This window comes from Streptomyces sp. NPDC060031 (genome assembly GCF_042736805.1).
In the GTDB taxonomy this organism is placed as follows: domain Bacteria; phylum Actinomycetota; class Actinomycetes; order Streptomycetales; family Streptomycetaceae; genus Streptomyces.
Genome location: NZ_JBHWVM010000001.1, coordinates 87043 through 100899 on the forward strand (window position 1 = coordinate 87043; position 13857 = coordinate 100899).

7 protein-coding genes are annotated in these 13857 nt (G+C 73.1%); 3 read left to right on the forward strand and 4 right to left on the reverse strand.

Annotated elements, in window-relative coordinates:
* Positions 1–20 precede the first annotated feature (20 nt).
* Both ACFWB8_RS00425 and ACFWB8_RS00430 read right to left on the reverse strand, forming a co-directional pair.
* Positions 21–878 (reverse strand): hypothetical protein, encoded by an 858-nt coding sequence (locus ACFWB8_RS00425; protein WP_385220233.1) that lies wholly within the window; start codon positions 876–878, stop codon positions 21–23.
* Positions 875–6091: a caspase family protein gene (locus ACFWB8_RS00430; protein ID WP_385220235.1), complete on the reverse strand. Its 5217-nt coding sequence runs from the start codon at positions 6089–6091 to the stop codon at positions 875–877. Before ACFWB8_RS00430 ends, ACFWB8_RS00425 begins: the two co-directional genes overlap by 4 nt.
* Before the next feature lie 233 nt (positions 6092–6324).
* Between ACFWB8_RS00430 and ACFWB8_RS00435 the strand changes: the two genes are divergently transcribed.
* Complete coding sequence (locus ACFWB8_RS00435) at positions 6325–7419, forward strand: FAD-dependent oxidoreductase (protein WP_385220238.1); 1095 nt, start codon at positions 6325–6327, stop codon at positions 7417–7419.
* A 2-nt stretch (positions 7420–7421) separates the two neighbouring features.
* Here the strand turns inward: ACFWB8_RS00435 and mltG are convergent, their stop codons facing one another.
* On the reverse strand, positions 7422–8288 hold the full coding sequence (gene mltG / locus ACFWB8_RS00440) for an endolytic transglycosylase MltG (protein ID WP_385220240.1): 867 nt from the start codon (positions 8286–8288) through the stop codon (positions 7422–7424).
* 71 nt (positions 8289–8359) lie between these two features.
* A complete protein-coding gene (locus ACFWB8_RS00445) occupies positions 8360–10267 on the reverse strand; it encodes an ABC transporter ATP-binding protein (protein WP_385220243.1) in 1908 nt (635 codons plus the stop codon).
* A gap of 85 nt (positions 10268–10352) precedes the next feature.
* On the opposite strand from ACFWB8_RS00445, the gene ACFWB8_RS00450 reads away from it, so the two are divergent.
* Together ACFWB8_RS00450 and ACFWB8_RS00455 are read left to right on the forward strand one after the other, a co-directional pair.
* The gene (locus ACFWB8_RS00450) at positions 10353–10814 is read left to right on the forward strand and encodes a MarR family winged helix-turn-helix transcriptional regulator (protein ID WP_385220246.1); all 462 of its coding nucleotides are present in this window, start codon (positions 10353–10355) and stop codon (positions 10812–10814) included.
* A gap of 67 nt (positions 10815–10881) precedes the next feature.
* Complete coding sequence (locus ACFWB8_RS00455) at positions 10882–13818, forward strand: FAD-binding and (Fe-S)-binding domain-containing protein (RefSeq protein WP_385220249.1); 2937 nt, start codon at positions 10882–10884, stop codon at positions 13816–13818.
* Positions 13819–13857: the final 39 nt, after the last annotated feature.

The following is a 13857-nucleotide window of genomic DNA, read 5'->3' on the forward strand; positions in this document are numbered from 1 at the left end:
CCCCGCCGGGACGACCCGGATCAGAGCGGACCGGCCAGCGCGTCGGCGACGGCCCGGCCGGTCGCGGCCGCCGTCAGATAGGGCCGCACGTCGTGCGCCCGGGCGCCGTTGTGGATCGACAGGTCCCGCACCCGGTCACCGAACCGCGGTCCGAGCTGCTTGGCCAGGGCCACGACATCCCCCCGGTCGGCGACGTTGACCCACTGCCGCACCGGCGCGGGCCAGCGGCCCCGGCCCTGGGCGGGCTCGGGCCGGAGCCGGTCGAAGACGATGTTCCGCACCCCGAGCGGGGACCCCAGGGTCACCAGCGCCAGGTCCGGCCAGTCCGGGCGCGCGCACAACGCCTCGTACGCGACGACCGAGCCGAGGGAGTGCGCGACGATCACCTCGGTCCGGTCGGTGACGGCGTCGGCGAACCGCTGCTGCACCTGGTCGCGCAGGATGGGCTCGGTGAAGTACCGCCGGACCTGCCGGGCGGCGCCGATCATCAGGCGCTCGCTGAGCCCGGCGAAGAAGGTGGAGTGGCTGAGGGCATCCAGGGCCCGTTGCACCACATGCGGGGTGCGCAACCGGCTCCGGTCCTCCGGCCCCGACACCCGGGACTCCAGTTCGGCGGCGGACTCCCACCACTGGAGCAGGAGTTCGCGCTCGATGCAGTCCTCCACATCGCCGGCATCGAGCTCGGGGGTGCCGGGGCCGCGGTGACCGGCGTGCCGGAAGAGGTCTCCGTAGAAGGCCATGGAAACCTCCTCGCGCGGGATCCCGGTCCCCGCGCCGAGGGTGAGTCCGTCGAGGAGCGCGGGGTACCAGTCGGCGAGCAGGGTCTGCGGGCCGCCGGTCTCCTGGGCGATGCCGTGCACGAACACGATCCGGGTCACGGTCGGACCTCCGTCAGGGTCAGGGCGACGACGCCCATGTCGGTGGCCACGCAGATGCGGCCGGCGCCGTCGAGGGCAAGGCCGTTGATGCCGCTGCCGATGTGGACCTCCGTCGTCCACACGCCCTCACGGACGTCCCCCACGCGCAACAGGCCGTACCGGTCCGCTGCGATGAGGGTGGGTGTACCGCGTACGTCCGTGACACGGGCGGCACTGACCCCGGTCGGAAAGGACGGGAGCTCCGCGCGAAGTCGCCAGCCGCCCGCGCGGGCGTACACGCGCAGGCTGCCGTCGCCGGAACCGGTCACGAGCAGCTCGGCACCATCCACCAGGGCCAGTTCGAGCCCGGTGGCTCCCAGCTCGTGGCCGTCGAGCGGCGGGCAGACCGGCGATCCCGTGAGCGGGTCCCAGAAGCGGACGGTCCCGTCGTAGGAGGAGCTGGCGACGGTGTGCCTGCCGTCGACGACGCCGGTCCGCAGTGCGGTCAGAAAGCCCGTGTGGCCGGACATCGGGGCACCGATCAGGGACTGGGTACGCAGGTCCCAGGCGTGCAGCGTGTAGTCGACGGCGGCAGAGACCACGATCTGCCGCTCCCCCATCGCGAACACGTCGGTTCGCCAGGTGGTACCCGGCCGCTTGGCCAGGCGACTGGGCCGCCTCAGGTTCCACATGTCCGCGTGGGCCCAGCCGCTGCGCGCCACCACCGTCTCCTCGCCCAGGCAGGCAGCACTGGCGTGCTGGATGATCGGCGCGGTCGAGGTGAGCTGGGGCGCCACCTGGGTGCCGTCGGCCAGGTCGTGCTGGCGGACCACACCGTCCCGGCCACCGGTCACCACCAGGCTCCGCCCGTCCCGGCCCGGCACGATGTCGGCCGACAGCAAGGCCTGTTCGGCCCCGGACAGCGGTTCCCCGATCGCGTGCCGACCGACGATGTCCCAGATCCGAACGTCAGTCGAGCCGGCCGTGACGAGGACGGACACCCCGTCCACGCGACCGAAGACAGGGGGTGTCCTGGCTCCGGTGGGCCCCATTGAGTTGAACGTCTCCAGCGGCGGGCCGAGGGGCTCGCGGGTCCGCTGATCCCAGAGGCGCACCGTGTCGTCGATGCCGCTCGTCGCGAGCACCGTGTCACAGCCGATCCGCCCGAGGGCGCCGGCTTGGACGTGGTCGGTGTGACCGGAGAACGGCCCCGCCACCTGGATCCCGTCGCCCACGTCGTGCAGGTACACGTTGTTGCCGGCGTGCGCGCCGAGAACCACGGCGCGCCCCTGGTGGAAGGCCACGCCCAGGATCCGGGCGTGCAGGCTCACGTCCGCGATCTCGAAGTGGGCTCTCGGGCGATCCGCCCACCGGGACGCGTCCGCTTGCAGCTGCCAGAGATACGTGTGCCCCAGAGCGGTGGAGAGGACGATCTCCAGGTTCCGCCCGGACCGGCGTACCGCCAACCGGTCGATGCCGCCCACGTGGCCGGACAGCGGTGGACCGACCGGCCTGCCGGAGAGCGCGTCCCAGACCCGGACCGTGCCGTCCTCACTGCCGCTGACCACGACGGCTCCGCCGTCCAGTTCGCCGAAGGCCAGGCATCCCACGGCGTTGGTGTGCCCGGCCAGCACGATCGCGTCCGGGCCGTGCAACGGCTCCCACAGCCGGACCGTGGTGTCGGAGCCACCGGTGGCGACCCGCAGCCGCCCCTGGACCGTCGCGCACGCCACGGCCAGGACCTGACCCGTGTGCGCCTCCATCGGGGCGCACAGCTGCTCCCGGGTCCGCAGGTCCCAGAGCCGGGCGGTGCTGTCCTCGCTTCCCGTCACCACCATGGCGCGCCCGAGCGCGTCGTGGAAGGCGGTGGCGCAGACCGGCCGGGTGTGGCCGGCGAGCGGCTGGTCCGCCGTCAGGTCCCAGATCCGGGCGGTGCGGTCATCGCCGACCGTCACCGCCAGCGAGGCACCGTCGCGCTGCGCCAGGGCTGCGCCTCTGAGGTCCTCGACGTGGCCGCGCAGCTGGTGCGCGAGCGGTTGCAGGGTGCGCAGATCCCAGAGCCGGGCGCCGCGCGGACCGCTGGTCAACGCCACTGTCTGATCGCCGAATTCTCCGATGGAGGCGGAGAACACCCCGCTGCGGCTGATGTGCACGTGTGCCATCACCGGCTCGCCGATCTGGCGCCGCTCAGTCAGGTCCCAGCGGCTGAGCATGCCCGCCTGGTCCCCGACAAGGGCCACCGTGCGACCGTCGAGGCGCGCCACGCACACCGCCGTGACGGCCATCGCGGGGCCGATCAGCGGGCTGCCGTCGAGCCTCGCGTCGCCGCCGTCCGGGATGTCGGAGAGGTCCCACACGTGGACGGCCTTGTCCTCGCCGCCCGTGACGGCGATCGGCCGGCCGTCGAGCTCCCCGAGATCCGCCGCGCGTACCGAGCGGCGGTGGGCGTGCAGGTCCCGGCCGAGCTGGCGGCGAGCGGCCAGGTCCCAGATGCGGGCCGTGCCGTCGGCGCTGGCGGTCAGGACCACCGGGTGGTCGCGCACCGCCCCGATGACGATGGACTCGACGCGGTTGGTGTGTCCCTTCAGCGGCTCCCCGTACTCCTGGCCGGAGGACAGGTCCCAGATCCGGACGGTGCCGTCGTCGCCTCCCGTCAGCACCACCGTGTAGTCGCCGAGGTCCCCGATGGCCAGGGCGCTGACGGCGATGCCGACGGGCAGCGGGTCACCGATCTGCCGTTGTGCGGTGAGGTCCCACACCCGGGCGGTGCGGTCCTGGCTGCCCGTCACGGCGATGGGGCGGCCGTCCAGGAGCCCGGCCGCGACGCAGCCGACGGCGCGGGTGTGGCCGGCCAGCAGCCGGTGCACTCCGCTCGTGGACCACCAGGCCCAGCGCGCCGACCAGGGCCGGGCCAGGGCGAGTTCCTCCACCCGGTCGGCGAGGCGGTCCGCGGCACAACGCCGGGCCGAGAGCTGGAGGTCGGCGGCGCGTTCCCCGAGGGGCCGGTCGGCGGTCAGTCGGTGGGCCACCTGTTCGTAGGCGCCCCGGATGCGGCGGGCGGCCTCTCCCTCGATGGCGGCGAACGCCCTCAACAGGGAGAGCGGTTCGCCGGCGAGCAGGAACCCCGGGTCCTCGATCAGCTCGGCGAGCCCGCCCGCCGCCGCCGCGTGGGTGGCCAGGTGCTGGCGTACGTAGGCCACCGCGGCGAACCAGTCGGGGCGGCCGTCAGCCGCGCCCGGGACGAGGGAGCGCAGGGCCTCGACCACGGACTGCTGGATCTCGGCGGGCGGCCGGTCGGCGGTGGCCCGCAGGTGCTCGGCCAGGGCCTTGTGGTAGAGCCGGTAGGCGGAGCGGCGGTCGTCGTCGACGACCTCGGCGATGTACGCACCGGCGATGTTCAGGAGCCAGCTGACGTCATGCTCGTCACAGGGCACTCCGGAGATGACCGAGCTCAGGGCCGTCCAGACCCGGCCGCGCGGCAGTCCCTTGCCCTCCGAGAAGGCGAGGGCGAGCAGCATCCGCCGGACCCGGGGCTCGTCGGGGCCGAAGCGGGCCAGGTAGTCGTCGAAGGCGTCTCCGACCTCGCTGGGCAGGTCGTCGGCCCAGCCCGGTCGGGCGGTGTCGACGGGTTCCTCGTCGGAGCGGAGCGTACGTGCCGTGGTGCGGGCGTAGAGATAGACCCCTGCAGCCTTGTCGGCCACCCCGCGGGCCACGGCCCGGGCCAGTTCGGGGCGGTCGCGGTAAGGGGTGCGTACGTCGGACTCCTCGGCGGCGAGCAGGACCCGGGCGACATAGCCCGTGACGTCCTCCCGCCCGGCCCGGTACTGCGCACGGTCCAGATCCAGGCGGACGAAGGTGGGCCCGAGGGGGGTCACGAGTTCGTGCCGGGTGCCCACGAGGAGGCGTACTCCCTGGATCTCCGACATGGGCCGCAGCAGCTCACGGGTGATGCGGCGGGGTTCGCCGTGGCCGCCCGCATCGGCGGCGGTGTCGGAGCCGGCCTCGTCGACGGCATCGACGACGATCACCAGCGGGGGCCCCTGGCGGCCGCGCCGCGTCAGTTCCTGCAGCAGGGCGGCCGCGCCGTCCGCCTCGGCGCCCAGGGCGGCGGCGATCCTGTCGACGATCTCTTCGAGGCGCTTGTGGCGGGCGTGCACGGCGGCGGTGACACAGCCCTCGGGAACCACGGAGCGCGGGTCGACGTCGCTCAGGTCGAGCCGGGCCCGGTAGGCGGGGTCCGAGAGCGCGACGATCCGGCCGAGAACCGCGGACTTGCCGCATCCGGGGCTGCCGGTGACGACGCGGCCGCGGCCGTCACCGTCGGCGGCCGTCAGCCAGCCCACCAGTTCCGAGAGGACTGCCACCCGGCCACTGAAGTAGAGCCCCTGCTCCGACTCGAACTCCACGCCGCGCGAGCGAGGTCCGAAGTGCTCGGTGAGGTCGCGTTCGACGACCCGGCGCTGGACCTCCAGGTCCGTGCCGAGCGGCGGTAACTCCTCGCGGTAGCCGGAGTTGGCGAGGAACGGGGCGAGTCCGGTGACGAGCCCGCTGGCGAGTTCGGCGCGCTGACCGCGGCCGTCGGCTTCGAAGCGCTCGTTGACGGCCTTCACGAGCTCGGTGAGGTCGAGGTACTGCTGGCGCTGTCCGGTGCGTTCGGTCGTGGTGACGACCGCCCCTCCCAGCGCCGTCACGAAAGCGCCGTCGTCGGCCACGTCCTTGCGCCGGGCGGAAGCCAGGAACCAGAGCCCGGCGGAGGCATCGGCCGCGGCTCCCCGGTAGACGATGGTCTGCAGGGCGACCGCGGAGGCGTCCGCGCTGCCCGCGCCCGCGGAGCAGGTGTCCAGGATCAGCAGGAGGTGGCGCAGGCCGCCCTTGCAGAGGATGCGGACGAGGTCCTCGGTGGCCAGGGCCGTGGCGGCGAGGTCGGCGTCCTGCGAGTCCCAGCAGAGCAGGTAGTGCCGGTCGCGCTCCTCGACGGCGCCGTGTCCGGCGAAGTAGACCACCACCACGTCGTCACCCGTGAGGGCCGCGTCGGCGGACCAGTGGCGCAGTTTCTGGCGGAGCTGTTCGGCGCCGTCGTACTCGCCGAGGCCGGGGAGTACGGAGGTGTACCCGAAGGACGAGAAGAGCGTGGACACGGTGTGGATGTCCGTGGGCACGGAGGCGAGTTGCTCGTCCTGGGGAAGGTGGCAGTACCTGCCGCTGCCCATGCCGATGAAGAATCGTCGCGCCACCCAGCCGCCCCCGCCGCTCGCCGCTGTCTCCCCTGATGAGCTCCGACCATAGCGAGCACCCCGGCCCCGCGCAGCGGCATCCACCGACGGGTGTCCCGATGTCGGAGACGGCGGGTCCAGCGCGCGGTCCGGCCACGCTGCCCCCCGGCCGCTGCCGGAGGTCTGCTCCCGGGTCGGGCGATGTCGCCCCCGCCTCCGGGAAGATCCCGCGGCCGTCCCGAGTTAGTAGAACCGTGAACGAATTTGCGGTGGGCGCGGTGGACGTGGACGTGGTGGTCGTCGGCGCCGGGCAGGCGGGGCTGTCCAGCGCCCATCACCTGGCGCGGGCGGGGATCGGCCACGTGGTCCTGGACCACTCGCCCCGCCCGGGCGGGGCCTGGCAGTTCCGGTGGCCCTCGCTCACCTACGGCAAGGTCCACGGCATGCACGCCCTGCCCGGGATGGAGCTCACCGGCGCCGATCCGCTGCGGCCATCCTCGGAGGTGATCGGCGCGTACTTCGCGGCGTACGAGGAGCGGTTCGGCCTGCGCGTACGGCGGCCCGTGGACGTCACGGCCGTACGCGAGGGCGCCGGCGGGCGGCTGCTGGTGGAGTCCTCGGCCGGCGCCTGGTCGACGCGGGCCCTGGTCAACGCCACCGGGACCTGGGACCGGCCGTTCTGGCCCCGCTACCCGGGGCAGGAACTCTTCCGCGGCCGCCAGCTGCACACCGCGAACTACCCCGGGCCACAGGAGTTCGCCGGGGCCCGCGTCATCGTCGTCGGCGGGGGCACCTCGGCGGTGCAGCACCTGCTGGAGATCGCCGAGGTGGCGGCGGAGACCACCTGGGTCACCCGGCGGCCCCCGGTGTTCCGCGACGGCGGCTTCGGCGAGGCCGAAGGCCGCGCGGCGGTGGCCCTGGTGGAGGAGCGGGTACGGCGCGGACTGCCGCCGCAGAGCGTGGTCGGCGTGACCGGGCTGCCGCTGAACGAAGCGGTCCGGAGCGGGCTGGAGTCGGGGGTGCTGGAGCGGCGGCCGATGTTCGACCACCTCACCGCCACGGGCGCCGGCTGGGCCGACGGGCGGCGCGTGGACGCGGACGTGATCCTGTGGGCCACCGGTTTCCGCGCGGCCATCGACCACCTGGCCCCGCTGCGCCTGCGCGAACCGGGCGGCGGCATCAGGGTCGAGGGCACCCGCGCGGTCCGCGACGAACGCGTCCACCTGGTCGGCTACGGCCCGTCGGCGTCCACCATCGGCGCCAACCGCGCGGGCGCCGCCGCCACCCGGGACATCCGCCGGCTCCTGGCGCCCGGGCCGTCGCCTGCCACCGCCGTGCCCGTTCGCTGACCTCAGGAAGCGTCCCCGGGCGCGCCCGCCTCGGCCCGTCCGGCCGCGGCGCGGTTCCGGTTGAACTCCGCGACGTGCTTCTTGTGCTCCTCGTACGTGGCCGAGAAGCGGGTGTCGCCCGCCTTCACGGTGACGAAGAACAGCCAGTCGCCGGGCGTCGGGGCGACCGCCGCCGCCATGGCCTCCAGGCCGGGGCTGTCGATCGGGGTGGGCGGCAGGCCCTGGCGCTCGTAGGTGTTGAACGGGCTGTCGATCCGGGTCTCGCTCAGCTTGGTGTCCACCGTGGAGCGGTTCAGCGCGTAGTTGATGGTGGAGTCCATCTGGAGCGGCATCGACTTGGCCAGCCGGTTGTGCACCACGCGGGCGACCTTGCCCATGTCGGCGCGGGTGTCCGCCTCCGCCTCGATGATGCTGGCGAGCGTGGCCGTCTGGTACGGGGTCATCCCGTGCGCCTCGCCGCCGTCGGCGACGGCCTTGGTGGCGAGCTTCTCGCGGGCCGTCTGCACCATGTACCGCAGGACGGTGGCGGGCGTGCTGTTCGAGGTCACCGGGTAGGTGGCCGGGAAGAGGTACCCCTCCGGGTTGCCCTTCGCCTCGGCGGGCAGGTCCAGTGCGGCCGTGGCGACCGCCGCCTTGGCGGAGCCGGCCGGGAGCTTCAGCTCGCGGTCGATCGCGGCGTAGACCTGCGGGGCCCGCCAGCCCTCGGGAATCAACAACTGGCGCGGCTTCTCGGGCGCTTCCTCGCCCGGCAGCATCGGGATCAGGACCCCGGCCCCGATCGCGAGCAGCATGCCGAGGAAGAGCGCCAGCCGGCCCCGGCGGGTGAGCCTGGAGCGGCGCGGCGATGGCGGCCGGTACTCATGACGCATACGGGCACGCTAACCCGCAAAGTGTCACATTTCTGGCATCCGACCCGTGTGGTGCCGGTCATACGATCAGATCACACGTTCACCGGGACCGGCTCAGCCTCCCCCGCCTGCGCGGCCGACTGCGACACGGACACCGGCTCCGGCTTCGACACCGGCTGCGGCTTCTGCTCGGCCTCGCGGTCCCGCCGGACCAGGGCGGCGTAGCGGCCGTCCGCCTCCAGCAGCTCGTCGTGCGTACCGCTCTCGGCGATGCGGCCCTTGTCGAGGACCACGATCTGGTCCGCGTCGCGCACGGTGGAGAGGCGGTGCGCGATGGTGATGGTGGTGCGGCCGGCGGAGAGGTTGTCGATGGCCCGCTGGACGGCATGCTCGGTGCGGGTGTCCAGGGCGCTGGTGGCCTCGTCGAGGATCAGCACCGGCGGGTCGCGCAGGATGGTGCGGGCGATGGCGAGGCGCTGCTTCTCGCCGCCGGAGAAGCGGTAGCCGCGCTCGCCGACCAGGGTGTCGTACCCGTCGGGCAGCGACTCGATGTGCTCGTGGATCTGGGCGGCGCGGGCCGCTTCGGCTATCTCCTCGTCGGTCGCGTCCGGCTTGGCGAAACGCAGGTTGTCGGCGACGGAGGCGTGGAAGAGGTAGGTCTCCTGGGAGACCACTCCGATGGAGCGGGCCAGCGAGTCGAAGTCGAGGTCGCGCACGTCCACCCCGTCGAGGGTGACCCGTCCGCCGGTCACGTCGTACAGCCGGGGCACGAGGTAGCTCAGGGTGCTCTTGCCGGATCCGGTGGGGCCGACCACGGCGAGCGAGCCACCGGCCGGGACCGTGACGTCGAGGCCCTTCAGGGTGGGCCCGTGCTTGGCGTCGTACGCGAAGTCCACGCCCTCCAGCCGGACCTCCCCCTTGGCACGGCCCAGCCGGACCGGGTCCTCGCGCTCGGTGATGTCCACCGGCAGGTCGAGGTACTCGAAGATGCGGGCGAACAGCGCGAGCGAGGTCTGGATCTGGACCCCGGTCGACAGCAGGCTCACGGCGGGCCGGAACAGGCCCTGCTGGAGGGTGACGAAGGCGACGAGGGTGCCGATGGAGAGCGAGGGAGCACCGGACTGGAGGGCTATGCCGGCAGCCCAGTAGATGAGCGCGGGCATGGCGGCCATGACGATGCCGATGGTGGACATCCGCCAGCGCCCGGCCATGCTGGAGCGGACCTCGAGGCCGACGAGCTTCTCGGACTCCTCGGCGAACGACGCGGTGAGCGAGTCGGCGCGGCCCATGGTGCGGCCGAGCAGGATGCCGCTGACCGACAGGGACTCCGTGACCGTCGCGGCCATCGCGGCCATCTGCTTCTGGCGCTGCGTGGTGATCTTCTTGCGCTCGCGGCCCACCCGGCGGCTGATCCACACGAAGACGGGGAGCAGGAGGAGCGAGACGAGCGTGAGCCGCCAGTCGAGGGCGAGCATCGCGACGACGGAGGCGATGACGGCCGTCAGGTTCGACACGAGCGAGGTCGCCGTCGAGGTGACGGTCGCCTGCATGCCGCCGATGTCGTTGGCTATGCGGGACTGCACCTCGCCGGTGCGGGTGCGGGTGAAGAAGGCCAGCGGCATCCGCTGGAGCTGGGCGTAGACGCCGGTGCGCAGGTCGTGCATGACGCGCTGGCCGACCGTGGTGGAGATCAGGGTCTGGAGCACGCCGAAGACGCTGGTGACGACGGCCGTGAGGATCATGCCGAGGGCGAGCAGGCTGAGCAGCCCGGTGCGCCCCTGCGGGATCGCGACGTCGAGGATCTCCCTGAGCAGGAACGGCGAGGCGACGCCGACCAGCGAGGAGGCGCCGACGAGCAGGCCGACGACGGCCAGGCGGCCGCGGTACGGCCGGAAGAGGCCGACGATGCGGCGCAGCTCACGGGGCTGCTCCGCAGGGGCCGGGCGGCTGGGGTCGAGGGCTTCCTTCGATGGGGTCCACTCGGGCTCTTTGGGGCGCATGGGCCTCCTTCTGACGAGACTCGCATGAGCATAGCTCATTGTTACCTATACTCACAATGAATCTGGTCCTGATAGTGTTCCCAGTATGAGCACCGCTTCCGAGACCGACACCACAGACGGCGTCCTGGCCGAGCAGCTGCTGCGCCTGACCCGGCGGCTCCATCGCATCCAGAAACGCCATCTCGAGCCACTCGGAATCACCCCCGCCCAGTCCCGGCTGCTGCGCCTCGTCTCGCACTACGACAGCGCCGAGCCGCCCCGGATGGCGGACCTCGCCGCCCGCCTGGAAGTCGTGCCCCGCGCCGTGACCACGCTGGTCGACGGCCTGGAGACGGCCGAGTGCGTACGCCGCGCGCCCGACCCGGCGAACCGGCGCGTCATACGGATCGAACTCACCGACACCGGCCGCGCCACGCTGCGGCGGCTGCGCAACGCGCGAACCGACGCGGCAGAGGAGATCCTGGCTCCATTGACCGCCGCTCAGCGCAAGGTGCTCGGCGGCCTGCTCAACGCGCTCGCGGACGCCCCGGCGGAGCGGCGCTGCTGAGAACGCACGCACCGGCCCGGTCCCGTGACCCGGGGCTGGGCCGAACGAGTGAGGCGAGGGGTCGCACATGCCGCTGCTGGAACCGAAGCCCGGGACCCTGCGCCCGCGGACCGTCAGCGGCCCCGCCCCCGACCGGGTTCCCGAGCGGCGGGCCACCGGCACCCCGGAGCCGCTGCGCACCGAGCTGAGCGAGCTGCTGGGCGCGGAGAAGGTGCTGTGGAAGGTCTCCGACCTGGTCCGCTACGCCTCGGACGCCTCCCCGTACCGATTCGTACCGCAGGTCGTCGTGATCGCCGAGGACATCGACGACGTCTCCGCGGTCCTCTCGTACGCGCACGGCAGGCAGCGCGAGGTCGTCTTCCGCGCCGCCGGGACCTCCCTCAACGGCCAGGCCCAGGGCGAGGACGTCCTGGTCGACGTACGCCGCCACTGGGCCGGCGTCGAGGTGCTGGAGGGGGGCCGGAGGGCGCGGATCCAGCCGGGCACCACCGTCCTGCGGGCCAATGCCGCGCTCGCCCGCTACGGCCGGGTCCTCGGCCCCGACCCGGCCAGCGCCATCGCCTGCACCCTCGGCGGGGTCGTCGCGAACAACGCCTCCGGGATGACCGCCGGTACCACGCGCAACTCGTACCGCACGCTCGCCTCCCTCACCTTCGTGCTGCCCGGCGGCACCGTCGTGGACACCGCGGATCCGCTGGCCGACGAGGAGCTGGCCCGCGCCGAACCGGCGCTGTGCCAAGGCCTGATGGACATCAAGAGGGAGATCGAGGCCGACCCCGGGCTGGTGGCCCGCATCCGCGCCAAGTACGAGATCAAGAACACCACCGGCTACCGCCTGGACGCCTATCTCGACGGCAACACCCCCGTGGAGATCCTGCGCGGGCTGATGGTCGGTTCGGAGGGCACCCTCGGCTTCATCTCCGAGGTCGTCTTCGACACCCTCCCGCTGGACCGCGAACTCACCAGCGCGCTGCTGTTCTTCCCCTCGCTGCCCGCCGCGGCCGCCGCCGTGCCCCTCTTCAACGAGGCCGGCGCCCTCGCCGTCGAGCTGATGGACGGCAACACCCTGCGCGCCTCCGTCAGCGTCGCGGGAGTGCCCGCCGACTGGGCCGGGCTGCCCAAGGACACCACTGCGCTGCTGGTGGAGTTCCGGGCCCCGGACGAGGCGGGCCGCGCCGCGTACGAACGGCGCGCGGCCGAGGTCCTCGCCGGGCTGGAACTGGTCGCGCCCGTGGCCTCGGTGACCAACGCCTTCACCCGGGACCCGAGGACCATCTCCGGCTACTGGAAGGCCCGCAAGGCCTTCGTGACCGCCGTCGGCGGCACCCGCGCCTGCGGCACCACCCTGATCACCGAGGACTTCGCGGTGCCCCCGTCCCGGCTGGCCGAGGCCTGCGAGGCGCTCCTCGAACTCCAGGCGCAGCACGGCTTCGACGCTGCCGTCGCCGGTCACGCGGCCCACGGAAACCTGCACTTCCTGCTCGCCTTCGACGCGGCCGAGCCCGCCGACGTCCAGCGGTACGCCGCCTTCATGGACGCCTTCTGCCGGCTCACCGTGGAGCGGTTCGACGGTTCCCTGAAGGCCGAGCACTCCACCGGCCGCAACATGGCCCCCTTCCTGGAACTGGAGTGGGGCCCCAAGGCCACCGAGCTGATGTGGCGCACCAAGCGGGTCGTCGACCCGGACGGGGTGCTCGCCCCGCGGATCCTGCTCGACCGCGACCCGCGGGCGCACCTGCGCGGCCTGAAGACCATCCCGCGGGTCGAGGCCGTCGCCGACCCGTGCATCGAGTGCGGGTTCTGCGAACCGACCTGCCCCAGCGAGGACCTGACGACCACGCCACGGCAACGGATCGTGCTGCGCCGGGAGATGATGCGCCAGCAGCCCGGCTCCCCCGTGCTCGACGGCCTGCTCGACGCCTACGGCTACGACGCCGTGGACACCTGCGCGGGCGATTCCACCTGCAAGCTCGCCTGCCCGGTCGGCATCGACACGGGCGCGCTGATGAAGGACTTCCGCCACCGCCGACACAGCCCGCGCGAGGAGCGCGCCGCCGAGCTGGCCGCGCGGCGGTTCCGTGCCGTCGAGGCCTCCGCCCGGCTGGCCGTGGCCGCCGCCGACCAGATCACCGACCTGGTCGGGGACCGGCTGCTCGAAGCCTTGACGGGAGCCGCGCGCAAGGCCGTACGACCCGACCTGGTTCCGCAGTGGCTGCCGCAGATCCCCGGCGCCGCGGCCCGGAAACTGCCCGCGACCCGGCGGGTGGGCGCCTCGGCCGTGTACTACCCGGCCTGCGTCAACCGGATCTTCGGCGGCCCCGGCGGGCAGCCCGGACCCTCCCTGCCACAGGCCCTCGTGGCGGTCTCCGCGCGCGCCGGAAAGCCCGTGTGGATCCCCCGGGACGTCACCGGGACCTGCTGCGCGACCATCTGGCACTCCAAGGGGTACGACGCCGGGAACCGGGTGATGGCGAACCGCATCGTGGCGGCCGCCTGGGGCTGGACGGCGGGCGGGCGGCTTCCGTTGGTGGTCGACGCCGAGTCCTGCACGCTCGGCATCGCGCAGGAGGTGGTCCCTCACCTGACCGCGGACAACCGGGCGCTCCACGCGGAACTGCGCATCGTCGACTCGGTCGTCTGGGCGGCGCAGGAGTTGCTGCCGCACCTGGAGATCCGGCGCACGGTCGGCTCGGCGGTGCTCCATCCCACCTGCTCGATGCGGCACTTGGACGACGAGGCGCACCTGCGGGCGGTGGCCGGGGCCTGCGCGCGGGAGGTGGTGGTTCCGGACGATGCGGGCTGCTGCGCCTTCGCCGGCGACCGCGGCATGCTGCACCCGGAGCTGACCGCCTCCGCGACGGCCCGCGAGGCGGCGGAGGTGACGGCGCGGCAGTTCGACGCGCACCTGTCGGCGAACCGGATGTGCGAGATCGGCATGGACCGGGCCACGGGGCGCAGCTACTACTCGGTGCTGCTCGAACTGGAGCGCGCCACCCGTCCTTGACCGCCCGGGAGTGCTTTCGCACCACGGAAAATCGATTGC